Origin of the sequence: Streptomyces sulfonofaciens (assembly GCF_014656295.1) — a bacterium.
Lineage (GTDB): Bacteria > Actinomycetota > Actinomycetes > Streptomycetales > Streptomycetaceae > Streptomyces > Streptomyces sulfonofaciens.
On sequence record NZ_BNCD01000032.1, the window covers coordinates 42,750 to 67,262 of the forward strand.

Consider the following 24,513-nt stretch of genomic DNA (forward strand, 5'->3'; position numbering starts at 1 on the left):
TATGGCAGCTGAGAGCACTCCGGCACTCGCCGGGAGCCCGGCGCACGCGGCCGACGGTCCGGCGGCTGCCGGGCCGTCGGCCCGCGGCCCCCGGGCCGGAAACACCGTGGCGTACCTGCGCTATGTGGCTGGCAAGCTGGTCGGCGCCGCCGTCTCGCTGCTCGCCGTCCTCGTGACCGGGTTCTTCCTCTTCCGGTTGATCCCCGGCGACCCCGTGAAGTTCATGACCGGCGGCCGGCAGGTCTCCGCGGAGCAGTTGGCGGCCTACCGCAGGGAGTTCGGTCTCGACCTGCCGCTGTGGCAGCAGTTCACCGACTACTGCGGCAAGGCCCTCACCGGCGATCTCGGCACGTCGTACCAGTTCAACACGCCGGTGATCGACAAGATCGGCGAGGCACTGCCGAACACGCTGCTGCTCACCGGTACGGCCTTCGTGCTGTACTCGGTGATCGGCGTGGCGCTCGGCACCCGGGCGGCCTGGCGCAGCGGCGGGGCCGGCGACCGGTTCCACACCGGTCTGGCACTGACGCTGTTCTCCGTGCCGTCTTTCTGGCTCGGGCTGATGCTGATCATCGTCTTCTCGGTGGGCATGGGCCCGATCCCGGGCCTGTTCCCCACCGGTGGCATGGAGTCCGGCAACGCGCACGGCTTCGGCCATGTGATCGATGTCGTGCACCACCTCGTACTGCCGGTGATCACCCTGGTCGCGGTCCAGTACGGCGAGACGCTGCTGGTCACCCGGTCGGCGGTGCTGGACGAGATGGGCAGCGACTACCTGACGACGGCCCGCGCCAAGGGCCTGCGGGACGACCTGGTGCGCCGCAGGCACGCCGTGCCCAACGCGATGCTGCCGACGATGACGCTGATCTTCGTCAATCTCGGGCGAGTGGTGGCGGGCACCGTCCTGGTCGAGACCGTCTTCTCCTGGCCGGGCCTCGGCGGCCTCTTCTACGAGGCGCTGAGCGTGCCCGACCTGCCGCTGGTGCAGGGCCTGTTCCTGGTGTTCTCGGCGGCCGTGATCCTGATGAACACCCTCGCCGACCTGATCTATCCGCTGCTCGATCCCCGGGTGGGCCGATGACGACCGACACGACCACCACCGCCCCGCCCGATCCGGCGCCGTCCGCGCCCCGGAGCCCGAGGGCCCTCGCCTGGCAGCGACGGCGGCGCTCCGTGGCGAGGTTCTGGCGGCAGTACCGCACGCACCGCACGGGTGTCGTCGGGCTCGCCGCGCTGGTGCTCTTCGCGCTGGTCGCCCTGACCGCCCCGCTGACCATCGGCTCCGACGTGCAGTCCGTCACCGAGGCGCCCGGGCGGCCCATGGAGGGGCCGAGCGGACAGTTCTGGTTCGGCACCGACCAGTACGGGCGCGACCTGCTCCGCCTGGTGCTGTGGGGCTCCCGGGTGTCGCTGACGGTGGGTCTGCTCGCCGCGGTGCTCTCGGTGGCGATCGGGGCGCTGGTCGGCATCACCGCCGGCCACTTCCGCGGCTGGTACGCGACCGTGATCATGCGGGTCACCGACTGGTTCCTGGTCATGCCGACCCTGGTGCTCGCGATCGCGCTGGCCACGGTGATGTCCCGGTCGCTCAGCACCATCATCCTGGCGATCGGCGTGACGACCTGGCCGACCACCGCACGCCTGGTCCGCGCCCAGACGCTCGCCGTGGAGTCCCGTCCCTACATCGAGCGGGCCAGGGCCCTGGGCGGCGGGCACGCGCACATCATGTCCCGCCACGTGCTGCCCAATGTGATGCCGCTGGTGCTGGCGCAGACCACGCTCGGCATCTCCAACGCGATCCTCTCCGAGGCCACGCTCGCCTTCCTGGGCCTCGGCGATCCGACCATCACCTCCTGGGGCGGCCTGCTCCAGGACGCGCGCGAGGCGGGCGCGGTCAGCTCGGGCCACTGGTGGTACCTGGTGCCGCCGGGCCTGGCGATCGCCGCCGTCGCACTGGCGTTCACGCTGTGCGGCCGCGCCGTGGAGTCCGTACTCAACCCCAAGCTGGGGGTGGCCCGATGACCGGCACGCAGACCGCCGACGAGCCCCGCGGCACGGCGGCGGACGGCCCGCCGAACGGGCCGCTGCTGGACGTCCGGGACCTGGCGGTGACCTACCCGGGCGGCGCGGCCGCGGTGCGCGGCGTGAACCTGTCCGTGGCGGCCGGCCGCAAGCTCGGCATCGCGGGCGAGTCCGGCTGCGGCAAGTCGACACTGGCGATGGCCCTGCTGCGGCTGCTGCCGGTCGGCACCCGGGTGAGCGGCCAGATCCTGCTGGACGGCGAGGACGTGCTCGGCATGAAGTGGGGCCGGGTGCGGGCGGTGCGCTGGGCGGGCGCCTCCATGGTGTTCCAGGGCGCCATGCACTCGCTCAACGCCGTGCACCGGATCGGCGACCAGATCGCGGAGCCGATCCTGCTGCACAAGCAGGCCACTCCCGCGGCCGCCAGACGCCGGGCCCGCGAACTGCTGGAGCACGTCGGACTGCCCGCGGCACGCGCCGACGCCTATCCGCACGAGCTGTCCGGCGGCCAGCGCCAGCGCGTGATGATCGCGATGGCCCTGGCCTGCGACCCGCGGCTGATCATCGCCGACGAGCCGACCACCGCGCTCGACGTGATGATCCAGGCCCAGATCCTCCGGCTGATCGAACGGCTGGTGGCCGAGCAGGACATCGGCCTGATCATGATCAGCCACGATCTGGCGGTGCTCGCCGACACCTGCGACCGGCTCGCCGTGATGTACGCGGGCCGTGTGGTCGAGGAGGGGCCCGCACGCCAGGTCTACGAGGACGCCAGGCATCCGTACGGCAGGGCGCTGTCGTCGGCGTTCCCGCGCATCGGCGACCGCTCGTCGCGGTTCGCCCCGCGGGGGCTGCCGGGCGACCCGCCCGACCCGGCGGCGCTGCCGTCCGGGTGCACGTTCCACCCGCGCTGCCCGGTGGCGCTCGACTCCTGCGCCGTCGACGACCAGCCGCTGCGGGACGCGGGACCCGGCAGGGCCGCGGCCTGCGTCCGTGTGGACGGTGCCGCCGGCGGTGCGGGCACCGGTGCCGACGAGGGTGACGGCGCGTCGGGTGAGGAGCCGTCGGACGGCACGGCGCCGGGCGGGGCTCAGGACGAAGCGAGGAGCAGCACACCATGACCACCTCCGGCTCCCCCGGCTCGCTGGAAGCACCGGGCGCACCGAAAGCGGCGGGCGCACCCGGGCCCGCCGCTGCCGTCCCGGGCCCCGAAGGATCCACCGGAACACCCGGGTCCACCGCGCCGCTGCTGAGCGCCGCGGGCCTGCACATCACCTTTCCCGGCCGGCACGGCGCCGCACCGGCCCGTGCCGTGGACGGTGTCGACCTCGACATCAGACCCGGCGAGATCGTGGCCCTGGTGGGCGAGTCCGGCTGCGGCAAGACCACGCTGGCGCGTTCGCTGCTCGGGCTGGTGCCGCCGACCGCCGGACGGGTCACCTTCGGCGGGGCGCCGCTGGACTACGCGACGGCCGCGCTGAAGGCGTACCGCAAGCGCGTCCAACTGGTGCTCCAGGACCCCACCGGCTCGCTCAACCCGCGCCACACGGTCTACGACGCGGTCGCGGAGGGACTGCGGATCCACGGGTCCACAGGGAGGTTCGCCGACGAGGGCGCGGCGGTCGCGGACGCGCTGGCGCGGGCCGGGCTGCGGCCACCGGAGCGGTTCTTCCTGCGGTACCCGCACGAGCTGTCCGGCGGCCAGCGTCAGCGGGTGGTGATCGCGGGGGCCCTGGTCCTGGAACCCGAGCTGATCGTCGCCGACGAGCCGGTGGCCTCGTTGGACGCCTCGGTGCGCGGCGAGATCCTCGCGCTGCTGCTGAAGCTCCGCGACGAGCTGGGCCTCGCGGCGCTGGTGGTCACCCACGACCTGGGGCTCGCCTGGAACATCGCCGACCGGGTGGCCGTCATGTACCTGGGGCGGATCGTGGAGACCGGCCCCGTCGAACAGGTCCTCACCGCACCCCGGCACCCGTACACCCAGGCGCTGCTCTCCGTCCTGCCGGAGGCGGACGGGGAGGAGGTGGTGCTCACGGGTGAGCCGCCGGATCCCTCGCGCATCCCGTCCGGGTGCCGTTTCCACGCCCGGTGCCAGGTTCTCGCGAGCGGGGCGGCCGAGCGGGCCGGGGTGGCCGAGGCGTGCCGTACGCAGGACCCCTCGGTGCTGGACGGTTCCGGGGCGTCCCAGGTGGCCTGTCACTGGGCTCTCGCCCGGTCCGAGGGCTAGCCCGGCCGCGTGCCGCGCCCACCGGGGCGGGCACCGCCGGCGCACGCGCGACCGCCGGGCCCGCGGCCGCCGCGAACCCGGGCGGCTGCGCGGACCACGCCTTCGCACCGGACCCGTCGGCCAGCCCCTCGTTCGTCGTACCCGCGGCGACCGCGAGCCTCAGCCGACCCGTGCCCCGTCAGGGGCGCGGGAGCCACGCGGGCGAGGACCGGCGACCCGGCGACGACAGATGCACGCCCCGTGCCCGGTCCCCCTCCGCGGACGGGGCTCCCCGAACAAGCGGCGCGGGGAACTGCGCGAGCCGCAGCGCCCAAAGGAACCACCCGGCGTCCGCAGGCCGGCCACGACGGAGACAGCCCCACCGGGGCCGCGAGGACGCGGTCTCCCGCCGTGGTCCCGGGGTGGGCCGGACACCGCGTGTCCGGGAGGACACCCCGGGGCTCGCCAGGGGCTGACCCCTGGCGGACTCGCACGGCCAGGCGTCAGCCCCTGGCGGTCTCGTAGGTCTCGACCAGCTCGCGGGAGCGCTTCACATCGTCGCCCATGGCCTCAAGCAGCTCGTCGATGGAGTCGAACCGCGCCTGGCCGCGCACGAAGGACAGGAAGTCCACGGCCGCGTGCAGCCCGTACAGCTCCAGCCCCACCCGGTCGATGGCGTACGCCTCGACCGTCCGCTCCGTGCCGTCGAACTGCGGGTTGGTGCCGACGGAGATCGCCGAGGGCATGGCCTCGCCCTGGGCCAGCAGCCAGCCTGCGTACACACCGTCGGCGGGGATCGCACTGTGCGGCAGCGTCTCCACGTTGGCGGTGGGGAAACCGAGCTCGCGGCCGCGCTGTGCGCCGCGGACGACCACGCCCTCCACCCGGTGCGGCCGGCCCAGGATCTCCGCCGCGCCCGCGACGTCGCCCTCGGCGATCAGCCGCCGTACGAGGGTCGAGGAGAACGGCTCGCCGCCGCCCGCCTCGCCTCTGACGAAGAGGTCGACCACCTCGACGTCGTAGTCATAGGTCCTGCCCAGCTCGGCGAGCAGGTCGACGTGGCCCGCGGCCCGATGGCCGAAGCGGAAGTTGGGGCCCTCCACGACCTCTTTCGCATGCAGCCTGTCGACCAGCACCTTCGCCACGAACTCGGCCGGCGAGAGCTGGGAGAACTCGGTGGTGAAGGGCAGGATCAGCAGCGCGTCGACACCGAGGTCCGCCATCAGCTCGGCACGCCGGTGGTGCGGCGCGAGCAGCGGGGGGTGGCTGCCCGGACGCACCACCTCGCTGGGGTGCGGATCGAAGGTGACGACCACTGAGGGGATGCCGAGCTCACGGGCCCGCTGCACGGCGCGGCCGATGATCAGTTGGTGGCCGCGGTGCACTCCGTCGTAGGAGCCGATGGTGACGACGCTGCGCCCCCAGTCCTGGGGGATGTCCTCCAAGCCACGCCAGCGCTGCACGGTGTCGCTCCTTGGTCGATTGCTCATCGCTTGCTCGTCGAACCTCGCTGTTGTCGATGGCGTCGACGGTCGAATCCGCGGCTTCGACCGTCGAATTCGCCGATTCCGCAGGTCCAAGAGTGCCATGCCGGGCGCTTCCGGCACGCATCGGCATGGGCGTCGGCGAGGCTGTGACGAGACGCACGTACCCGTTACGCCGGGTCGGCGCCGAACACCACCAGGCTCTTCGCCCGGCCCCCCAGCTCCTCCACCAGTACCACCAGCCGGCCCTCGGGGTCGAAGACGGCGACGGGCCCCGCGCCCTCGTACCCGGCCGGGACGTCGATGCGGACGCCGTTCAGCAGCAGGCCGGCGCGCCGGGCGTCGACGTCCCAGCGCGGGAAGGCCAGGGCGGCGGCCTCGGCGACCGGCAGGATGCTCAGCTCCTGCTGGTGCTGGTCGAGCGTGCGCGCCGCGTCGAGGCCGTAGGGACCCACGCGGGTGCGCCGCAGTGCGGACAGATGCCCTCCCACGCCGAGCGCGGCGCCCAGGTCGCGGGCCAGGGCCCTGATGTACGTGCCGGACGAGCAGACCACGGAGACGAGCAGGTCGAGCACCGGTGTGCCGTCGTCGGCGACGGTCTCGCGGCGGTCGTGCACGGTGAAGGAGTAGACCGTGACCGGACGGGCCGGCAGCTCGAAGTCCTCGCCCTCACGGGCGCGCTTGTACGACCGCTTGCCGTCGACCTTGATGGCGCTGACCCGGGGCGGGACCTGCATGATGTCGCCGGTCAGCTCGGCGATCCGGTCGTCGACGGCGTCCTGGGGCAGGCCGGTGGGGTCGGCGACCCGGGTGACCTCGCCCTCCGCGTCGTCGGTGTTGGTGTCCTGGCCGAGCCGGATGGTGCCCAGGTACTCCTTCTCGGTGAGGGCCAGGTGGCCGAGGAGCTTGGTCGCCCGCTGCACGCCGAGGACGAGCACACCGGTGGCCATCGGGTCGAGCGTTCCCGCGTGGCCGACGCGGCGGGTGCCCGCGATGCCGCGCATCTTGGCCACCACGTCGTGCGAGGTGAAGCCCGACGGCTTGTCGACGATGACGAGGCCGTCGGGCGGGGACTGCTTGCGGTTCATTCCGGGGCGTCGCCCTTTCGGTGCCCGTCCGCGGCGGAGTCCTCGGACGCGGCATCGTCGGTGTCCTCGGCGCCGTCCTCGGCGCCGGGCTTGCGGTACGGGTCGGATTCGCCGGCGTAGCTGGCGCCCGCGGAGACCTGGCGCACCTTGGCGTCCGAGGCCCGCGCCTTGTCGAGGAGGTCCTCGATGGTGCGGGCGTTGTCCGGAAGGGCATCGGCGACGAAGGCCAGGGTGGGGGTGAACTTCACACCCGCGGCCCGGCCGACCTCGGAGCGCAGCACGCCCTTGGCGCTCTCCAGGCCCGCCGCGGCGGCCGCACGGTCCTCTTCGTCCCCGTAGACGGTGTAGAAGACGGTCGCCTCCCTCAGGTCGCCGGTGACCCGGGTGTCCGTGATGGTGACGTGTGAACCGAGCCGCGGGTCCTTGATCCCGCGTTGCAGCTTCTGGGCCACCACCTCGCGGATGAGGTCCGCCAGCCTTTTCGCTCGCGCGTTGTCGGCCACTGGTCCGTCTCCCTCTTTTCTTTCCGTGCTCGTCGTGTGCTGCGCACTGGGCCTTCGGCCGGTGGTCAGTCGTCGTCGCCGTGGAAGCGCCGTCTGGCGGAGAGGAGCTCCACCTCGGGGCGGGCGGCGACCAGCCGCTCACAGCGGTCCAGTACGTCCGTGATGTGTCCGGCGTCCCCGGAGACCACCGCGAGACCGATCACCGCTCTGCGGTGCAGGTCCAGGTGGTCGACCTCCGCCACGCTCACCGCGTACTTGCGCTGGAGCTCGGCGATGATCGGGCGGACGACGGAGCGCTTCTCCTTCAGCGACCGTACGTCGCCCAGGAGCAGGTCGAAGGAGAGAGTTCCCACAAACATGTGTGTCCGGATGTCCCGCCGGTACGGGCTCGTCGTTCCCGCCAACGGCTTGGCGGGAACACCAGCACCGTACACGCAACGGCCGGGGCCGATCGACGGGAATATGGCCCGCCGACCGGCCCCGGAGCCGCCGCTGTCAGACGCGCGGCTTCTCGCGCATCTCGTAGGTGGCGATGGTGTCGTCGACCTTGATGTCGTTGTAGTTTCCGAGGTTGATACCGCCCTCGAAGCCTTCGCGGATCTCGGTGACGTCGTCCTTGAAGCGGCGCAGGCCCTCGATGTTGAGGTTCTCCGCGACGACCTTGCCGTCGCGCAGCACCCTCGCCTTCGTGTTCCGCCTGACCTCGCCGGAGCGGATGATCACACCCGCGATGTTGCCCAGCTTGGACGAGCGGAAGACCTCGCGGATCTCCGCCGTACCGAGCTCGACCTCTTCGAACTCCGGCTTGAGCATGCCCTTCAGGGCCGCCTCGATCTCCTCGATCGCCTGGTAGATGACCGAGTAGTACCGGACGTCCACACCCTCGCGCTCGGCCATCTGCGTCGCGCGCCCCGCGGCGCGGACGTTGAAGCCGATGACGATGGCGTCGGAGCCCATGGCCAGGTCGATGTCCGACTCGGTGACCGCACCCACACCGCGGTGCAGCACGCGGATGTCGACCTCTTCGCCGACGTCGAGCTGGACCAGCGAGGACTCCAGGGCCTCGACGGAACCGGACGCGTCGCCCTTGATGATGAGGTTGAGCTGCTGCACCTCGCCCGCCTTGAGCACCTTGTCCAGGTCCTCCAGGGAGACCCTGCGGGTGCGCTTGGCGAACGCGGCGTTCCGCTCGCGGGCGGCGCGCTTCTCGGCGATCTGGCGGGCCGTGCGGTCCTCGTCGACGACGATGAAGTTGTCGCCGGCGCCGGGGACGTTGGTCAGGCCGAGGACCTGGACCGGGGTGGACGGGCCCGCTTCCTCGACGGTGTTGCCGAGGTCGTCGAGCATGGCGCGGACACGGCCGTAGGCGTCGCCGACGACCATGGTCTCGCCGACCCGCAGGGTGCCGCGCTGGACGAGGACGGTCGCGGTGGCACCGCGGCCCTTGTCCAGGTGGGCCTCGATCGCGATGCCCTGGGCGTCCTGCTCCGGGTTGGCGCGCAGGTCGAGCGCCGCGTCGGCCGTGAGGATGACGGCCTCCAGGAGGCCGTCGATGTTCAGGCCCTGCTTGGCGGAGATGTCGACGAACATGGTGTCGCCGCCGTACTCCTCGGCCACCAGGCCGTACTCGGTCAACTGGCCGCGGACCTTGGTCGGGTCGGCGCCCTCGACGTCGATCTTGTTGACCGCGACCACGATCGGCACGTCGGCCGCCTTGGCGTGGTTCAGCGCCTCGATCGTCTGCGGCATCACACCGTCGTTGGCCGCCACCACCAGGATCGCGATGTCGGTCGACTTGGCACCGCGGGCACGCATGGCGGTGAACGCCTCGTGACCCGGGGTGTCGATGAAGGTGATCTTCCGCTCGTCGCCGTTGACCTCGGTCGTGACCTGGTAGGCGCCGATGTGCTGGGTGATGCCGCCCGCCTCGCCCGCGATGACGTTCGTCTTGCGGATGGCGTCGAGGAGGCGGGTCTTGCCGTGGTCGACGTGACCCATGACGGTGACCACCGGCGGACGTGCGACCAGGTGCTCCTCGCCGCCCTCGTCCTCGCCGAACTCCAGGTCGAAGGACTCGAGCAGCTCGCGGTCCTCCTCCTCGGGGCTGACGATCTGGACGGTGTAGTTCATCTCGCCGGCGAGCAGGTGGAGCGTCTCGTCGGAGACGGACTGGGTCGCGGTGACCATCTCGCCGAGGTTCATCATGACCGCGACCAGCGACGCCGGGTTGGCGTTGATCTTCTCCGCGAAGTCGGTCAGCGAGGCACCGCGCGACAGCCGGATGGTCTCCCCGCTGCCGCGGGGCAGCATCACACCGCCCACGGACGGGGCCTGCATGGCCTCGTACTCCTGACGGCGCTGCCGCTTCGACTTGCGGCCGCGGCGCGCGGGACCACCGGGACGGCCGAACGCACCCTGCGTACCACCGCGCCCGCCGGGACCGCCGGGACGACCGCCGAAGCCGGGACGGCCACCGCCGCCGCCGAACCCGCCGCCACCGCCACCGGGACGGCCTGCGAAGCCGCCACCGCCGCCGGGACGACCGCCACCGCCGCCGCCACCGGGGCGACCCGCGAAGCCGCCGCCGGGACGACCGCCGCCGCCGGCGCCGCCGGGACGGCCTGCGCCGCCCGGACCGCGGCCGCCGGGGCCGCCGCCCGGCCGCGGACCCGCGGCGGGACGCTGGGGCATCATGCCCGGGTTGGGGCGGTTGCCGCCGGGTCCACCGGGACGCGGGGCCTGCGGACGGGGCATGGAGCCCGGCGTCGGACGGGGACCGCCGGGGCCGGGACGTGCGCCGCCCTGGCCGCCGGCGCCCTGCGGACGCGGGGCGCCGGGCGCACCGGGTCCGCCGGGACGCGGGGCTCCGCCACCGGGCCTGGGCGCCTGCGGGCGCGCCATGCCGGTGGAGCCACCGGAGGTGAAGGGGTTGTTGCCCGGACGCGGTCCGGACGGACGGCCGCCGGGACGCGAGGCCTGACCGGGGCGCGGGGCCTGGCGGTCACCGCGGCCCTGGCCGGGGGCGGGACGGCCGCCGGGCTTGGGGGCGCCGGGACGCGGCGCACCGGGCCGGGGACCGCTGGGCGCCGCCTGGGCGGGCGCCGGGCTCGGGGGTGCCGGCGGCGCGGTGAACTCCGGGGCCGCGGGCGCCGCGGGCGCCGGCTTCGGACCCGGACGCGGGCCGGGAGTGGGCCGCGGGCCCGGGGCGGGAGCCGCGGGCCGCTCCGCCGCGGCGGGCCGCGGCGCGGGCTTCGGGGCAGCGGCCGGACGCGCGGCCTGCGCCGGCGAGGCCGGTGCGGGTGCCGCGGGCCTGGGGGCCGCCTTCCTGGGGCCTGCCGGCTTCGCGGAGCCGCGGCCGGGACCGCTGCCGTTGCCCTGCTGGAAGGCGTCAGTCAGTTTGCGTACTACGGGCGCCTCGATCGTGGAGGACGCCGATCGGACGAATTCACCGAGTTCCTGGAGCTTGGCCATGACGACCTTGCTCTCCACACCGAACTCCTTGGCGAGTTCGTATACCCGGACCTTAGCCACTTCGCTCCTTTTAGGTCCGGGTTACCGCCGGACCGTCGCTACTTCATGGGCGTACTCATCGCGTACTCATCGAGTGCTCATCGCAATCTCGACCTACTTCCGACTCGCGAGGTACCAGGGCCGCACGGGGTTCCGTGCGACGCTTCTTACAGGTGCCCCCAGCTTTCAGGGGCTGTCTTCGACGGCCCGGCGCAACGGCCGGGTGTCGAGCTGCCCCCGGGCGCGGAAGGCCCGGGAGAAAGCCCGACGACGCACCGCCAGGTCCAAACAGACCAGGACGGGGTGCACGTAGGCACCCCGGCCGGGCAGCGTACCGCGAGGATCGGGGACGCAGGCGTCCTCGACCTTCACGACCCGCAACAGATCGCGTTTGGCCGCTCGCTCCCGGCAGCCCACACACGTGCGCTCAGGGCATGCGCGGACCTGCGTCCGGCCAGACACCGTTAAGTCTACCTCCCCGCACCGACCTCACCCGATTGGGGCAGAAATCGAACTGCTGTCGTCCTGATCTCGGTGAATCTCGTCCTGATCCGGACGGTGATCGGTCCACTACCCCGCCGCACCGCCCCCGACACCAGGTCAGGCCCGGTCCGGCGACGCGCCCTGCGCACCGGCACGCCCCCCCGGGGCACCGGTGCGGCCCGCGTGACCGCCGGAAGCGCCGGCCTGGCCCGTGCGCCGCCCGCCGTCCGGGGCGGCCTGCTCGGTGTCCGGCCGGATGTCGATCCGCCAACCGGTGAGCCGGGCAGCGAGGCGGGCGTTCTGCCCCTCCTTGCCGATGGCCAGGGAAAGCTGGTAGTCCGGGACGGTGACCCTGGCCGAACGGGCGGCCAGGTCGACGACCTCGACCTTGGAGACCCGGGCCGGCGAGAGGGCGTTGGCGACCATCTCGGCCGGGTCGTCGGACCAGTCGACGATGTCGATCTTCTCACCGTTCAGCTCGCCCATCACATTGCGGACCCGGCCGCCCATGGGTCCGATGCAGGCGCCCTTGGCGTTCAGTCCCGAGCGGACCGAGCGCACCGCGATCTTGGTGCGGTGGCCGGCCTCCCGGGCGATCGCGGCGATCTCGACGGATCCGTCGGCGATCTCCGGAACCTCCAGCGAGAAGAGCTTCTTGACGAGGTTGGGGTGGGTGCGCGAGAGGGTCACGGAGGGGCCGCGTACGCCCTTGGCCACCCGGACCACGTAGGAGCGCAGCCGCATCCCGTGCGGGTACGTCTCGCCGGGCACCTGCTCCTGGACCGGCAGGATCGCCTCCAGTTTGCCGATGTCCACCAGCACGTTCTTCGGGTCGCGGCCCTGCTGGACGACGCCCATGACGATGTCTCCCTCGCGGCCCGCGTACTCGCCGAGGGTCGCGTCGTCCTCGGCGTCCCGCAGCCGCTGGAGGATGACCTGCTTGGCGGTGGTCGCGGCGATCCGCCCGAAGCCGCTCGGGGTGTCGTCGAACTCCCGGGGCTCCTGGCCCTCCTCCAGATCCTCCGGGTCCTCCTTGGCCCACACCGTCACATGGCCCGAGGTGCGGTCCAACTGCACGCGCGCGCGGCGGTGGCTCCCCTCGGTGCGGTGGTAGGCGATGAGGAGGGCCGACTCGATCGCCTCGACCAGCAGGTCGAAGGAGATCTCCTTCTCCCGGACCAAGCCCCGAAGGGCACTCATGTCGATGTCCACGGCTACGCCTCCTCTGCGTTCTTCGTGTCGCGAGCCTCGTCGGCGTCCGCGTCGCCCCCGGTCTCCCCGCCGCTCGGGGAGCTGCCGCTCCTGCGGTTGAACTCGATCTCCACACGTGCCCCGGCGATGTCCCCGAAGGAGAGCCGTCGGCCTGTGGGCCTGCGGCCCTTCACCCCCGGCACCTCCACGTCGAGCCCCTCGTCGTCGACCTTCAGGATCCGGGCGGTCAGCTCCTGGGAGCCGGTGTCCGCCGCGGCGCCCGGGGTCAGGTGGAACCTGACCAGCCGATCCTGGGCGCGCACGTAGTGCCGGTGCTCGGTGAGCGGCCGGTCCGTGCCCGGCGAGGTCACCTCAAGCACGTACTCCCCCTCGCCCATCGCGTCGGTGGCGTCCAGCTCGCCGGAGATCTCCCTGCTCAGTTCGGCGCAGGTGTCCAGCTCCACGCCGGAGTCGGAGTCCACCACGACACGGAGCACACGCCGCCTGCCCGCCGGGGTCACGGTGATCTCTTCGAGGTCCAGGTCCCTGGAGCCGACGAGCGGCTCCAGCAGTTCCCGCAGCCTCTCGCTCTGGGTGGTGCTCATCCGGGTGACTCCTCGGCCGCGTGTGCTGTTGTGGGAGAACAAGGGAAGGGGTGGGTGTCGGGTCAAAGCGTATCGGGTCCCCGGGGGTGTTGCCGTCCACCGGTGCGGGCCGTGCCCGCACCGGGTGCGGCACGGGCGGCCGACGGCCGTACGGGGGGCGTGGTCCAGCGGGGCCTTCGGGCGGGGCGGACCTCTGGTGGCCCGCCGGGGTGGCGGCCCTCGGCGCCGGGCCGGGCAATCAGGGGTCGGCGGCGGGAGCGCGGGTACGGTGATCAGATCCGCCCCCCGCCTCGTCGTGCCCACGAGACCCGACCCCCACAGGACGTGTGCCGTGCCGTTCACCCTACCGCCGCGGGCCCCCGGCGGGCCGCACAGACGAACGCTCCTGCTCGGCGCCCCGGGCCTGGCCGCGGGCGCCGTGCTCACCGCCGGGTGCACCGGTGACGACGCGGCGCGGGACGCCGCCCGCGAGCGGTCGGCCACCGCTCGGGCGCGTACGGGTGCCGCCCGCGAGAGCGCGGGACTCGTCGCGCACTACGACGCGGTACTCACGGCGCATCCGCCGCTCGCGCCCCGGCTGGCACCGCTGCGCGCGGAGGTCGTGCGCCATCTGGCGGCGTTCGGCGGCGCGGCGCAGGCACCCTCGGCGGGCGTGTCCGGTGCGGCCGGAGGCGCGGAGGCGACCGGGGACGCGGGGGTGCCCGGGGGCGCGGAGGCGACCGGGGTGCCCGCGTCCGAGGCGGTGGGCGATCCGCGGGCCGCGGTGGCGCCGGCACCGCCGGAGGCACCCGGGGTGATCGGGGCACCGGCCGTACCGGTGGGCGAGGCGGAGGCGCTAAGCGCGCTCGCCGCCGCCGAGCGCGCCCTCGCCGACCGGCGTCTGGGCGCACTCGCGGAGCTGCCGGGCGAGTTCGCACGGCTGCTGGCCTCCGTCGCCGCGGCGGGGGCGGTCCACGCGTACCTGCTGACGGAGGGCGCCGGATGAGCGGGACGGGGCGCCGCGCGGCACGCGGTGCGGACGGCTCCGCCGGGCACCCGGCGGAGCCGCAGGAGGTGGCGGCTGCGCAGGCCGCGCTGGCGGCCGAGCACGCCGCCGTCTACGGCTACGGGGTGGTGGGCGCCAGGATCGGCGCGGACCGCGGAGGCGACGCGCGCGCCGCGTACGACGCGCACCGGGCCCGCCGTGACGGCCTCGCGCGGACGGTGCGCGACCTGGGCGCCGCGCCGCGCGCCGCGGCCGCCGGCTACGCCCTGCCGTTCGACGTGCCGGACGCGGCGGCGGCCGCCCGGCTGGCCGCGCGGCTGGAGGACCGGGTCGCGGGAGCCTGCGCGGACCTGGTGCGGGCCACAACGGGCGCGCGCCGCCGCTCGGCCGCGGATGCGCTGCGGGAGGCCGCGGTGCGGGCCGCCCGCTGGCGCGGCGCCGGTGTGGCCTTCCCCGGACTCGCCGAAAGGGCCGGTGGGGCGCGCGCAACCGCCGCACCGAGCGCTCCTTCGGCCACCCGGCGTCCCTGGGCCGCGCCCCGGCGCCCGTAGGCTGCCGCCCGGCACGGAAAGCTGCCGCCCGGCACGGAAGGGACCACACGCGCATGGCTTTCGAACCGCCGCAACGCCTGGTGCGTGCGCTCGACGAGGCGCGGCGCGACGGGAGCGGGCCGGAGTCCGGAGCCGCCGGCGCCGTCTGGCTGGGCGCGCTGTCGCGGCTGGTGGAGTCGGCGGTGGCCGGGCGCGGCCTGACGGTGGAGCGTGTGCACGTGCCCGGTGGCCGCGGCAGCCTCGTGCTGCTGGTGCGGCGCGCGGACGGCGGCCCCGCGGTGCTCAAGCTGGCGCCGCCGCAGGCACGTCCGGCCGACGAACGTGCGGCGCTCGGGCACTGGGCGGGCCGCGGTGCGGTCCGGCTCCTCGACGGGCCCGGCGAGGAGCCGGGCGCAGACGGGGCGGACGCCCCGGGCGGGGCCGGGGGACGCGCCGCGCCGCGCGGGGGTGCCGTGGAGGACGACGGGGCACTGCTGCTTGAGCGGCTGCAACCGGACGTGCCGGTGCGCTCGCTGCCGGAGGCGAAATCCATGCTGGAGGCCGCCGGGACGCTGCGCCGGCTGTGGGTCGAGCCGCCCGGCGGACACTGCTTCGAGACGGTCGGCGAGCGCACCGGGCGGCAGGCGGAGGCGATGCGGGCCGGGGCCGAGGCGTCCGGGGACGCGGATGTCGCCGCGCTCGTCGAGGCGGCGCTCGGCGCGCGGGCCGAGTTGCTGGCCGCTCCGGTGGAGGCGCGGCTGCTGCACGGGGCGTTCCGGCAGAGCAAGGTACTGGCGGGCGAGCGGCTGCCCTGGCTCGCCGTGGGGCCCGATCCGGTGGTCGGGGAGTGCGCCTTCGACCTGGCCCGGCTGGTGCGGGACCGGGTCGAGGACGCGATCGCCGCGCCGTCCGGACCGGCCCTCGCCAGGCGGCGGGTCAAGCGGCTCGCCGAGTCCCTGGACGTGGATCGGGACCGGTTGAACGGGTGGACGCTCTTCCGGACGGTCGAGTCCGCGGTGCGCGCGCTGCGGGTGGGGCGGGCCCGGGACGCGGAGCTCCTCCTGGAGTTCGCGACATGGCTGTAGCACCTGCGCACCCCGCCACGGCCGTGGCGCGGGCGCGCTCCGACGCATGGCCCCGCGAGGTCCCGCGCGCCACGCAGGGCGCGCAGGGCGCGCCTCACCGCCGTACGGACGCGGAGCAGCGAGCGCGGCGCACGGCCCGCGGGCGGCGCCGGGCCGGCAACGGCCTGCGCGGAGCCCGTCCACGGCATCCGGCACAGGGTCCGTCGACGACGGTCCGCACCGGGCCCCGGCGGCGGCAGGGGCCCGGCCGAGCCGGGCCCCTGCCGCCGGCCTGGCCGAGCCTGACCTGTCCGAGCCGGACCTAGCCGAGCTGGGCCGTCAGACGGGACACCGCCTCGTCCACCGTCACGTCCTCGCGCTCCCCCGACCTGCGGTCCTTGAGCTCGACCACGCCCTCTCCCGCGCGCCGGCCCGCGACGAGGATCGTCGGCACGCCGATCAGCTCCGCGTCGGTGAACTTCACTCCCGGCGACACCCCGGCACGGTCGTCCACCAGGACGCGGACGCCCGCCGCGCCCAGCCGCTCCGCGACGGACAGCGCGAGCTCCGTCTGCAGCGACTTGCCCGCGGCCACGATGTGCACGTCCGCCGGCGCCACCTCGCGGGGCCAGCACAGCCCCTGCTCGTCGGCGGTCTGCTCGGCGAGCGCCGCCACCGCACGTGAGACCCCGAGGCCGTAGGAGCCCATGGTGACCCGCACCGGCTTGCCGTTCTCGCCCAGTACGTCGAACTGGAAGGCGTCCGCGTACTTGCGGCCGAGCTGGAAGCAGTGGCCGATCTCGATGCCGCGGGCCAGCGTCAGTCCCGTACCGCAGACCGGGCAGGGGTCGCCCTCCTCGACGACCACCACGTCGAGGTAGTCGTCGACGTCGAAGTCACGGCCGCAGACGACGTTCCCGGCGTGGGTGCCGGGCTTGTTGGCACCGGTGATCCATGCGGTGCCGGGTGCCACCCGCGGGTCGGCGATGTAGCGGACCTTGTCCAGGCCCTGCGGGCCGACGTAGCCGCGGACCAGGTCGGGGCGGCCCTCGAAGTCCTCCGCGGTGACGAGTTCGACGACGGCGGGCGCCAGGTGCTCGCCGAGCTTGCCGAGGTCCACCTCGCGATCGCCGGGCACGCCCACGGCGACGATCTCGCCGTCCACCTTGACCAGCAGGTTCTTCAGCGTGGCCGACGCCGGGACGCCGAGGTGCGCGGCCAGCGTCTCGATGGTCGGGGTGTCGGGGGTGTCCAGTTCCTCGATGGCCGGGTGGTCGGCGGCGGCCACGGTCGGCGCCTTGAAGGTGACGGCCTCGGTGTTCGCCGCGTAGCCGCAGGACGGGCAGCGCACGAACGTGTCCTCGCCGGCTGCCGCCGGGGCGAGGAACTCCTCGGACTGGGAGCCGCCCATCGCGCCGGAGACCGCGGAGACGATGCTGTACTCGAACCCGAGCCGGTCGAAGATCCGCTGGTAGGCCGCGCGGTGCAGGGCGTAGGACTCCGCCAGCCCCTCGTCGGAGGTGTCGAAGGAGTACGAGTCCTTCATCAGGAACTCTCGGCCGCGCAGCACGCCGGCGCGCGGGCGGGCCTCGTCGCGGTACTTCGTCTGCACCTGGTAGATCATCACCGGCAGGTCCTTGTAGGACGTGCACTGGTCCTTGACGATCTGGGTGAAGACCTCCTCGTGGGTGGGCCCGAGGAGGTAGTCGCCGCCCTTGCGGTCCCTGAGCCGGAAGAGCAGGTCGCCGTACTCCTCCCAGCGGCCCGTGACCTCGTAGGGCTCCCTGGGGAGCAGGGCGGGCAGCAGCACCTCCTGGGCGCCGATGGCGTCCATCTCCTCGCGGACGATCCGCGCGACGTTCTCCAGGACCTGCTTGCCGATCGGCAGCCAGGACCAGATTCCGGCGGCGTTGCGGCGCACGTAGCCGGCGCGGACCAGCAGCTTGTGGTTGAGCGTCTCGGCGTCCGCCGGGTCGTCGCGCAGTGTCTTGATCATCAACCGGGACATGCGCTGGACCTGGGCCATGGTGATCTCCTGCGACGAAAAGGGTGATGGGCAGGAGGTTAGCCGGGCGGCCCGGGCCACCGGAAATCGATAAGGAGGCCGCCGGTCCCGCACGGGCCGCGGTCCCGGCCGTCGCCGGCCGCGGCAGCGGCCCGCCGCCGGCTGCGCGCCGGTGCCCGCTGCCCCCTATCGGCGCAGCGGCAGCGGGGCGCCCATCACCGCGTACGGCTTGGGCGCGCTCGGGAAGTGCACCTGCCTGGCCAGGTCGACGTAGCCGAGCGAGTGGTACAGGGCGCGGGCCGGGCTGTCGGTGTCGATGGCGGAGAGGATGGAGCGCGGCTGGTCCGCGCCGTCCGTGAGGGTGGTGATCAGGGCGCGGCCGATGCCTCGGTTCTGGTAGGCGGGCAGCACGTGCAGCTCGGTGATCACGAAGGAGTCGTCCAGCCAGCCGTCCTGGCCCTGGCTGCGCAGATACGGGGCGACGACGGTGGACCACCAGTGGGCGCGGTCGTTGGGCATGCCGTAGACGAAGCCGACCAGGCGGCCGTCGGCGCGGGTGGCGCCGAGGGCGCGGGCGCCGGGGTGGGCGATGTGCCGCAGCACGATCTGCCTGCGGACGCTGATCTCGTCGTCGCTGAGCCCGAAGGCGTGGGCCTGGACCGCGAGCGCGTCGTCCACGCGCACGGCCAGGTCCAGCGGTGCGATCACCACGTCGTCGTCGGAGGTGTGGGGGGAGCGACCGGGGATGCGCAGCATGCCGGGGAGACTACCCCCCGCCCGGCGGGGCGCGGGCGGCACTCCGTACGAACGGGTGTGGACGCGGTGCGGGGCCGGTGCGGGGCGGTGCCGCAGCGGTGGCCGAGGGGTGGCGGGGTGGTGGCGCGGCCCGGTGCGGGGCGGTGCGGGGCGGGGCGGGGCGGGGCGCAGGGGCTCGGTGCGGCGGCGCGGCGCGGTGCGAGGGCGCGGCGCGGGGACGTGCGGACGCCGTGCGAGGACGTGCGGACGGGTGCGAGTGTGCCGGGCCGGTCCTGCCGCGGCGGCCGGTCAGAACAGCACGCTCATGAACGCGCCGACCTCCTGGAACCCGACGCGCCGATACGCGGCGCGCGCCGCGTGGTTGAAGTCGTTGACGTAGAGGCTGGCGACCGGGGCTATGTCCGCGAAGGCGTGCCTGAGCACGGCCGCCATGCCGGGCGCGGCGAGCCCGCGGCCGCGGTACTCGGGTGCGACCCAGACGCCCTGGATCTGGCAGGCCTGCGGTGTGGCGGCGCCGATCTCCGCCTTGAAGACGACCTTGCCGTCCTGGTCGAGCCGGGCGAAGGAGCGCCCTGCGCCGACGAGTTCGGCGACCCGGGCCTGGTAGAGCAGGCCGCCGTCGCCCGAGAGCGGCGAGACGCCGACCTCCTCGGTGAACATCGCCACGCAGGCCGGCATGATCGTGTCCAGCTCGTCCTTGCGGATCCGGCGCACGTACGGGTCCGGGGGGACGGCGGCGGGCATCCGGTCGGTGGCCATCAGGGGCTGGTGCGCGCGGACCTCGCGGGCCGGTCCCCAGCTTGGTTCCAGCAGGCGCCACAACTGGGCGGTGGGTCCCGCGGGTCCCACGATGGACGAACAGCGCCGGCCCGTCCTGCGGGCCCGCTCGGCGAAGCCGCGCACGGCGGCGGGCGTGGCGCAGACGGGGACCAGGTTGGCGCCGGCGTAGCAGAGCGACTGCAGCACGCCGTCGGCGTACCAGCCCCACATCTCGCCGCCGAGCCGCCAGGGATCGAGCCCGGCGATCTGGACACGGGCGGTCACGAAGGCGTTGGCGACCGGCTCGCGGCCGAGTACCGCCAGCGCGGCGTCCAGGTCACTCGGTTCGAGGACCCGGGTGGTGGTCTGCGTCAACACGGATGCGGGGCCTCACCGGACGGGCTGTTGGTCCTGGCACTGTACCCGGCGGGGTTGTGCGGCGCTGCCCCGCCGGAGGGGTCCGGCGTCCGGTGGGCGGATCCCGGCCATCGGCGCGGGCCGGGCGTCCCCGGCGCCCGGCCCCGTTCGTCCACCGGTCGCGGGCGGGACGCCTCCGCCGGCCCCGTGCGGGGGCGTGGCGCGTGCGGTCCCCCGTGCCCCGGTGGGGCGTGGGGACCGCACGAGAGGCCGCGGCGGGCGCCCGGTGCCGCATGCCGTCCTCGCGGCCCCGCACGGGGCCCCGCCCGGGCCCGTGCCGTCCCCGGGGCCGGCCGTCCGGCTCCGGGCCCCGCCCGCCGGTGCCCGGCCGTCCCCCGGCTGCCTCAGCCGTCCCCCGGCTGCCGCGGCGTCTCCTCCCTGACCCGGGTGACGAGCTGGGTCAGGTTGACGAAGCGGAGTGCGATCACCAGGAGCACCAGCATCGAGCCCGTGTACATCACGGCCATGGCGTCGATGGACTGCTGGGTGCGGATGCCCGCGGAGAACACCGCGTAGTACAGCGCCACGACCAGGGTCTGGCTCTCGGGCCCCGCGGTGAGGAAGGTCAGCTCGAACATGCCGACGGTGCGCACCAGCACCAGCACGGACGCCGCGAGGATGCCGGGCACCAGGAGCGGCGCGAGCACCCTCAGCATGACCGACCGGGTGCGCGCCCCGCACATCCGGGCGGCCGCCTCGATGCGCGGATCGATCTGCTCGATGAACGGGGTCATGGTGAGCACCACGAAGGGCACGGACGGCACCAGGTTCGCCAGCACCACCCCGGTGAGCGTCCCGGCCAGGTGGAACTTGTACAGGACGGTCGCCAGCGGGATGCCGTAGGTGAGCGGCGGCACGAGGATCGGCAGCAGGAACAGCAGCATGACGGCCTTCTTGCCGGGGAAGCCGCGCCGGGCGAGCGCGTAGGCGGACGTCACCCCGATCACCACCGAGACCGCGACGACGAGGACGGCCACCAGTGCGGTCGTCCAGAAGACCTGGCCGAGCGAGAACTCCCGCCACGCGGACCCGTACCACTTGGTGGTCCAGCCGTCGGGCAGCCAACTGGTGAACCAGCGGGTGCCCAGCGAGTCGGCGAGCGGGACGCCGATGATCCCCGCGAGGTTGACGAAGAAGAACCCGAAGACCACCACCGCGACCCAGTTGCCCGGGCGCCGGTACCACCGCCTGGCCGGCTCCCCCGGCTCCCCCGTGTCCCGGGCACCGCCCGGTCTGCGCACGACGTCCGCCATCAGCCCTTGCCTCCTGTCGCGCCCCGGTACAGCAGCGAGCGCCAGGCGAGCACGATGGCGACGACGGCGAGCATCACGGCCGCCATGATCATGGCGATGGCGGAGCCCATCGAGTAGTCGAAGCTCTGGAAGGCGGCCTGGTACGCCTCGATGGAGATGACGTGGGTGCTCCCGCGCGGGTCGCCGACCAACTGTGCGGACGGGAAGACGGCGAAGGCCAGCACGAAGGAGAGGCAGAACGTGATCGCGAGGCCGGGTGCCAGCAGCGGCAGCAGGATGTAGCGGAAGCGGTGCCTGCGGGCGGCGCCGAGGGTCGCGGCGGCCTGTTCCAGGCTGGGGTCGATGCCGGTGAGGTAGGAGAGCGTGAGCAGGTACGAGAAGGGGAAACCGGTGATCACGAGCGAGGCCAGCACACCCCAGTAGTTGTGCACCAGGTCCAGCGGGTGGTCGACGAGGCCGATGCCCAGCAGCGCCTTGTTGAACCAGCCGTTGGGCCCGAGGTAGCCGAGCAGTCCCTCCGCGGTGAGCACGGTGCCGAGCGTGATCGGCATCACCAGCAGCGTGGTGACCAGCCGCCGGCCGCGGAACGGCGCCCGGGTGCGGAAGGCGACCGGCACGGCCGCCAGGCAGTTGACCAGCGCCGCGGGCACGGCGAGCCGCAGCGTGGTCCAGATGGTGCCGCGCAGGTACGGGTCGCCGAAGAAGCGCCGGTAGTTGGCGAGGGCGCCGCCGCCCTTCTGCGGCTGGAAGGAGAGGCCGACGCCGTAGAGGAGCGGGTAGCAGAACAGCACGACGAGGAACAGCACTCCGGGGGCGGCCAGCAGCAGGGTGCGGTCGACGCCGCGCTCGGCGAGCCGGTGCCGCAGCGCCGGCCTGCCACCGGTGTGCGCCGGAGCCGGCGGCGGTGGTCCTCCGGCGGCCCCGGGTCCTGACCCGGCGTGCCCCGGCGGGGCCCCGCCCGCGTCCGCGGCACTCATGTCCGGGCCGCCGGGCGTGCGGCGGCGGACGCGGGCACCGGGGTGTCGTCGGGTGCGAAGACGAGGACCCGCTCGGGCGGCGCGGCGAGCCGTACCCCGTCGTCGGGGGCGAGCCTGCTGCCGGTGCGGAAGTGCACGGACTGGCCGTCCGCGAGGCGGGCCTGCACGGCAAGCTCCCTGCCGTGGTACTCGACGACCTCCACGGTCGCCGGCAGCCCGCCCCCGGCGGCGTCCTCGGTGACGTCCAGGTCCTCCGGCCGGACGGCGACGGCCGCCCGTGCGCCGGCCGGCAGCCCGTCCCTGTCCTGCCCGGTCAGCCGGGTGCCCGCCACCTCGATGAGGGGGCGCTCACCGCCGGTCACCACGGTGGCGTCGAGCATGGTGCGGTAGCCCATGAAGGACGCGACGTAGCGGTTGGCGGGCGTGGCATAGACCTCTTCCGGGGTGCCGATCTGCTGGGTGCGGCCGTCACGCAGGACGACGAGCCGGTCGGCGAGCGACAGGGCCTCCTCCTGGTCGTGGGTGACGTAGACGGTGGTCAGACCGAGCCGCTGGTGCAGACGGCGGATCTCGGCCCGCATCTCCAGGCGCAGCGCCGCGTCCAGGTTGGACAGCGGTTCGTCCATCAGGACGAGGCGGGGCTCCAGGACGATGGCGCGGGCGATGGCGACGCGCTGCTGCTGGCCGCCTGAGAGCTGTCCGGGCCGCTTGTGGGCCTGGTCGGCGAGGTGCACGAGTTCCAGGGCCTCGGCCACCCGGCGGGCCGCCTCGGCCTTCGGCACCCTGGCCATCTTCAGTCCGAAGCCGACGTTGCCCCGCACGGTCATGTGCGGGAAGAGCGCGTAGTTCTGGAAGACCATGCCGAAACCGCGCCGTTCGGGCGCCAGCCGGTCGATGCGGCGGCCGTCCAGCAGGATCGCGCCGCCGGTGAGCGGCAGCAGGCCCGCGAGGCAGTTGAGCGCGGTCGACTTGCCGCACCCCGAGGGCCCGAGCAGCGCGATGAACTCGCCGCCCGAGATCTCCAGGTCCAGTCCCGCGAGGGCCCGGTGGGCGCCGAAGCTGCGCGCGACGCCCTCCAGCCTGAGTGTGCTGAAGTGGCTCATCGCCGCCTGCCGTGGTGGGGGCCCGACGGCTGTCCGTGGCACGACGGCTGCCCGTACGGGTGGCCCCTCACTTGCCCGCCACCTGACGGTTCCACAGGTCGAAGGCTTCGACCTGTGCCTGCGCGGGCAGCGACGGCTTCTTGGGGAACTGCTCGATCCACTGGTCGAACCGGGGTACGCCGTACTCCTCGACGACCTGCCGCGACTTCGCGGGCGCCATGGACAGCGGTACGTCCCTGATGGCGGGGCCCGGGTAGAAGTAGCCGTCGTCGTAGGCCTTGGCCTGCTGCTTCGGCGTGAGGATCCACTTGATCAGGTTGAGGTCCGCGGACATGGTGTCGGCGTCGACGCCCTTGGGGATCACCGCGTACTGGGCGTCCGTGACCCAGGTCATGTGGTCGAAGTGGGCGGCCCTGATCTTCTTGGGGACGGTGCCGAGCGCGCGCGGGTTGATGTACCAGCCGGTGGTGCTCGGGGTCATGTCGATCTGGCCGTTGGCCAGGTTCTTCATGGTCTCGGCCGTGCCCGAGGCGTAGACCGCGGCGTACTTGTCGAGTTCCTTGAGGTACGCCCAGGTCTTGTCCCAGCCGTGCTCGGGGTCGGACGGGTCCTTGTCGCCGAGGAGGTAGGGCAGGCCCATGAGCCAGGTGCGGCCCGGCCCCGAGTTGGCCGGGTCGGCGTACTGGAAGCGCTTGGGGTGGGCCTTGGCCCAGGCCAGCAGGTCCTGCGGGGTCCTGGGCGGGCTCTGCACGGCGTCCGGGTCGTACTCGACGAGCGGGCCCGAGGGGTAGTACACGATGGCCGTGCCCCTGCCCTGCGCGAGCTTGGCCATCTCGGCGGCGGGCGGCAGGTAGTCGGGGTCGCCGATGGCCTTCTGGTGGCCGCTCATGTCGGACCACAGGCCCTGGGAGAGGCCCGCGGCGAGTCCGTCGGTGCCGGTGAGCACCAGGTCGATCTGGACCCGGCCGGCCTGCTGCTGTGCCTTGATCTTGCCCGCGAGGTCGGGCGCGGGTGCCTTGGAGTAGGTGACCTTGCCGACGATCTCCGGGTGCTGTTCGCGGAAGTCGTCGATCATGCCCTGGGTGAGCTGGAGGTTCCCGGCGACGTCGAGGATCTCAAGGTCGACGGGGTGCGCCGGCCTGGCCGGGATCTTCTGTGTCCTGCCCTGGTCGTCCGAGGTGCCCGAGTCGGGCGCGCCGCAGCCGAAGGCCGCGGTGGCGAGCAGCAGCCCGCTGAGCAGCAGGCGCTGCGGGCGGTGCCGGTTGGGACGGGTGGTGCGGTGCGTACCGATGGTCACGGCGGCTCCCTGCGCGGCACCTGCCGGTGCACATAGCGCTTCTCGGGCTGGTGAGCGCAACGGATCGCCCCAACCCGGCGCAGCTCTTAACGCCGCAAAAGATCCCTCTCTTTACTTGGACATGTCAAGACGACGATCCGGACCCGGCCGGCCCGCGCCGGCCTCCCGGGGCCGGCGCGGCCCGCACACCACTGGCGGGGTCAGCTCACGGTGACGGCGGGCTCCCCCGAGGCGATGCCGTCCTTCTCCATCTGCTCGGCGATCTTCATCGCCTC

22 protein-coding genes are annotated in these 24,513 nt (G+C 73.7%); 7 read left to right on the forward strand and 15 right to left on the reverse strand.

Annotation, left to right across the window (positions count from 1 at the left end; genetic code table 11):
* Nucleotide 1: 1 nt before the first annotated feature.
* From IE313_RS32170 to IE313_RS32185, 4 genes are read left to right on the forward strand one after another with little or no spacing between them, the layout of a single operon-like run.
* Nucleotides 2–1,081, forward strand: a complete 1,080-nt coding sequence (locus IE313_RS32170; RefSeq protein WP_189938510.1) for an ABC transporter permease — start codon at nucleotides 2–4, stop codon at nucleotides 1,079–1,081.
* Entirely contained in the window at nucleotides 1,078–2,022 is a 945-nt protein-coding gene (locus tag IE313_RS32175) for an ABC transporter permease (RefSeq protein ID WP_189938512.1), read from the forward strand. Before IE313_RS32170 ends, IE313_RS32175 begins: the two co-directional genes overlap by 4 nt.
* Entirely contained in the window at nucleotides 2,019–3,143 is a 1,125-nt protein-coding gene (locus IE313_RS32180) for an ABC transporter ATP-binding protein (RefSeq protein WP_189938515.1), read from the forward strand. The genes IE313_RS32175 and IE313_RS32180 overlap by 4 nt, the downstream gene beginning before the upstream one ends.
* Nucleotides 3,140–4,249, forward strand: coding sequence for an oligopeptide/dipeptide ABC transporter ATP-binding protein (locus IE313_RS32185; RefSeq protein ID WP_229925130.1), 1,110 nt, complete (start codon nucleotides 3,140–3,142; stop codon nucleotides 4,247–4,249). The genes IE313_RS32180 and IE313_RS32185 overlap by 4 nt, the downstream gene beginning before the upstream one ends.
* A 482-nt stretch (nucleotides 4,250–4,731) precedes the next feature.
* On the opposite strand, the gene IE313_RS32190 is transcribed toward IE313_RS32185, so the two are convergent.
* From IE313_RS32190 to rimP, 8 genes are all read right to left on the reverse strand, one after another.
* Nucleotides 4,732–5,691, reverse strand: a complete 960-nt coding sequence (locus IE313_RS32190) for a bifunctional riboflavin kinase/FAD synthetase (protein WP_189938516.1) — start codon at nucleotides 5,689–5,691, stop codon at nucleotides 4,732–4,734.
* Nucleotides 5,692–5,882: 191 nt separating this feature from the next.
* A complete protein-coding gene (gene truB / locus IE313_RS32195) occupies nucleotides 5,883–6,800 on the reverse strand; it encodes a tRNA pseudouridine(55) synthase TruB (protein WP_189938519.1) in 918 nt (305 codons plus the stop codon).
* Entirely contained in the window at nucleotides 6,797–7,303 is a 507-nt protein-coding gene (gene rbfA, locus IE313_RS32200; protein WP_189938522.1) for a 30S ribosome-binding factor RbfA, read from the reverse strand. Before rbfA ends, truB begins: the two co-directional genes overlap by 4 nt.
* A gap of 65 nt (nucleotides 7,304–7,368) precedes the next feature.
* A complete protein-coding gene (locus IE313_RS32205) occupies nucleotides 7,369–7,662 on the reverse strand; it encodes a DUF503 domain-containing protein (protein ID WP_189938524.1) in 294 nt (97 codons plus the stop codon).
* A 136-nt stretch (nucleotides 7,663–7,798) separates the two neighbouring features.
* Nucleotides 7,799–10,834 (reverse strand): translation initiation factor IF-2, encoded by a 3,036-nt coding sequence (gene infB, locus IE313_RS32210; protein WP_189938526.1) that lies wholly within the window; start codon nucleotides 10,832–10,834, stop codon nucleotides 7,799–7,801.
* A gap of 165 nt (nucleotides 10,835–10,999) precedes the next feature.
* A complete protein-coding gene (locus IE313_RS32215) occupies nucleotides 11,000–11,275 on the reverse strand; it encodes a YlxR family protein (RefSeq protein ID WP_189938528.1) in 276 nt (91 codons plus the stop codon).
* 138 nt (nucleotides 11,276–11,413) lie between these two features.
* Nucleotides 11,414–12,508: a transcription termination factor NusA gene (gene nusA / locus IE313_RS32220; RefSeq protein WP_229925131.1), complete on the reverse strand. Its 1,095-nt coding sequence runs from the start codon at nucleotides 12,506–12,508 to the stop codon at nucleotides 11,414–11,416.
* Between the two features lie 2 nt (nucleotides 12,509–12,510).
* Complete coding sequence (gene rimP, locus IE313_RS32225) at nucleotides 12,511–13,092, reverse strand: ribosome maturation factor RimP (protein WP_189938530.1); 582 nt, start codon at nucleotides 13,090–13,092, stop codon at nucleotides 12,511–12,513.
* A 331-nt stretch (nucleotides 13,093–13,423) separates the two neighbouring features.
* Here rimP and IE313_RS32230 point away from each other — a divergent pair, with 331 nt between their 5' ends.
* The 3 genes from IE313_RS32230 to IE313_RS32240 are packed head-to-tail and all read left to right on the forward strand — an operon-like array spanning nucleotide 13,424 to nucleotide 15,692.
* On the forward strand, nucleotides 13,424–14,077 hold the full coding sequence (locus IE313_RS32230) for a hypothetical protein (protein ID WP_189938532.1): 654 nt from the start codon (nucleotides 13,424–13,426) through the stop codon (nucleotides 14,075–14,077).
* Nucleotides 14,074–14,628, forward strand: a complete 555-nt coding sequence (locus tag IE313_RS32235; protein ID WP_189938534.1) for a ferritin-like domain-containing protein — start codon at nucleotides 14,074–14,076, stop codon at nucleotides 14,626–14,628. Before IE313_RS32230 ends, IE313_RS32235 begins: the two co-directional genes overlap by 4 nt.
* 53 nt (nucleotides 14,629–14,681) lie before the next feature.
* The gene (locus tag IE313_RS32240; protein WP_189938537.1) at nucleotides 14,682–15,692 is read left to right on the forward strand and encodes an aminoglycoside phosphotransferase family protein; all 1,011 of its coding nucleotides are present in this window, start codon (nucleotides 14,682–14,684) and stop codon (nucleotides 15,690–15,692) included.
* 301 nt (nucleotides 15,693–15,993) lie between these two features.
* Here IE313_RS32240 and IE313_RS32245 read toward each other — a convergent pair whose 3' ends face one another.
* The 7 genes from IE313_RS32245 to IE313_RS32275 form a co-directional block, all read right to left on the reverse strand.
* On the reverse strand, nucleotides 15,994–17,697 hold the full coding sequence (locus IE313_RS32245) for a proline--tRNA ligase (RefSeq protein WP_189938538.1): 1,704 nt from the start codon (nucleotides 17,695–17,697) through the stop codon (nucleotides 15,994–15,996).
* 165 nt (nucleotides 17,698–17,862) lie between these two features.
* Nucleotides 17,863–18,432 carry a GNAT family N-acetyltransferase gene (locus tag IE313_RS32250; protein WP_189938540.1) on the reverse strand — a complete coding sequence of 190 codons (570 nt, stop codon included), beginning with the start codon at nucleotides 18,430–18,432 and terminating at the stop codon, nucleotides 17,863–17,865.
* Between the two features lie 288 nt (nucleotides 18,433–18,720).
* Nucleotides 18,721–19,569, reverse strand: a complete 849-nt coding sequence (locus IE313_RS32255; protein ID WP_189938542.1) for a GNAT family N-acetyltransferase — start codon at nucleotides 19,567–19,569, stop codon at nucleotides 18,721–18,723.
* A gap of 383 nt (nucleotides 19,570–19,952) precedes the next feature.
* Nucleotides 19,953–20,861, reverse strand: a complete 909-nt coding sequence (locus IE313_RS32260) for an ABC transporter permease (protein ID WP_189938544.1) — start codon at nucleotides 20,859–20,861, stop codon at nucleotides 19,953–19,955.
* Nucleotides 20,861–21,838, reverse strand: a complete 978-nt coding sequence (locus IE313_RS32265; RefSeq protein ID WP_189938546.1) for an ABC transporter permease — start codon at nucleotides 21,836–21,838, stop codon at nucleotides 20,861–20,863. Before IE313_RS32265 ends, IE313_RS32260 begins: the two co-directional genes overlap by 1 nt.
* The gene (locus IE313_RS32270; RefSeq protein ID WP_189938548.1) at nucleotides 21,835–22,941 is read right to left on the reverse strand and encodes an ABC transporter ATP-binding protein; all 1,107 of its coding nucleotides are present in this window, start codon (nucleotides 22,939–22,941) and stop codon (nucleotides 21,835–21,837) included. Before IE313_RS32270 ends, IE313_RS32265 begins: the two co-directional genes overlap by 4 nt.
* 67 nt (nucleotides 22,942–23,008) lie before the next feature.
* Nucleotides 23,009–24,238: an ABC transporter substrate-binding protein gene (locus tag IE313_RS32275; RefSeq protein WP_229925132.1), complete on the reverse strand. Its 1,230-nt coding sequence runs from the start codon at nucleotides 24,236–24,238 to the stop codon at nucleotides 23,009–23,011.
* Nucleotides 24,239–24,513: the final 275 nt, after the last annotated feature.

Coding starts and splice junctions, on each gene's coding strand:
- IE313_RS32170 (WP_189938510.1), top strand. CDS start 2: ATGGCAGCTGAGAGCACTCCGGCACTCGCCGGGAGCCCGGCGCACGCG.
- IE313_RS32175 (WP_189938512.1), top strand. CDS start 1,078: ATGACGACCGACACGACCACCACCGCCCCGCCCGATCCGGCGCCGTCC.
- IE313_RS32180 (WP_189938515.1), top strand. CDS start 2,019: ATGACCGGCACGCAGACCGCCGACGAGCCCCGCGGCACGGCGGCGGAC.
- IE313_RS32185 (WP_229925130.1), top strand. CDS start 3,140: ATGACCACCTCCGGCTCCCCCGGCTCGCTGGAAGCACCGGGCGCACCG.
- truB (WP_189938519.1), bottom strand. CDS start 6,800: ATGAACCGCAAGCAGTCCCCGCCCGACGGCCTCGTCATCGTCGACAAG.
- IE313_RS32205 (WP_189938524.1), bottom strand. CDS start 7,662: ATGTTTGTGGGAACTCTCTCCTTCGACCTGCTCCTGGGCGACGTACGG.
- rimP (WP_189938530.1), bottom strand. CDS start 13,092: ATGAGCACCACCCAGAGCGAGAGGCTGCGGGAACTGCTGGAGCCGCTC.
- IE313_RS32235 (WP_189938534.1), top strand. CDS start 14,074: ATGAGCGGGACGGGGCGCCGCGCGGCACGCGGTGCGGACGGCTCCGCC.
- IE313_RS32240 (WP_189938537.1), top strand. CDS start 14,682: ATGGCTTTCGAACCGCCGCAACGCCTGGTGCGTGCGCTCGACGAGGCG.
- IE313_RS32245 (WP_189938538.1), bottom strand. CDS start 17,697: ATGGCCCAGGTCCAGCGCATGTCCCGGTTGATGATCAAGACACTGCGC.
- IE313_RS32250 (WP_189938540.1), bottom strand. CDS start 18,432: ATGCTGCGCATCCCCGGTCGCTCCCCCCACACCTCCGACGACGACGTG.
- IE313_RS32260 (WP_189938544.1), bottom strand. CDS start 20,861: ATGGCGGACGTCGTGCGCAGACCGGGCGGTGCCCGGGACACGGGGGAG.
- IE313_RS32265 (WP_189938546.1), bottom strand. CDS start 21,838: ATGAGTGCCGCGGACGCGGGCGGGGCCCCGCCGGGGCACGCCGGGTCA.
- IE313_RS32270 (WP_189938548.1), bottom strand. CDS start 22,941: ATGAGCCACTTCAGCACACTCAGGCTGGAGGGCGTCGCGCGCAGCTTC.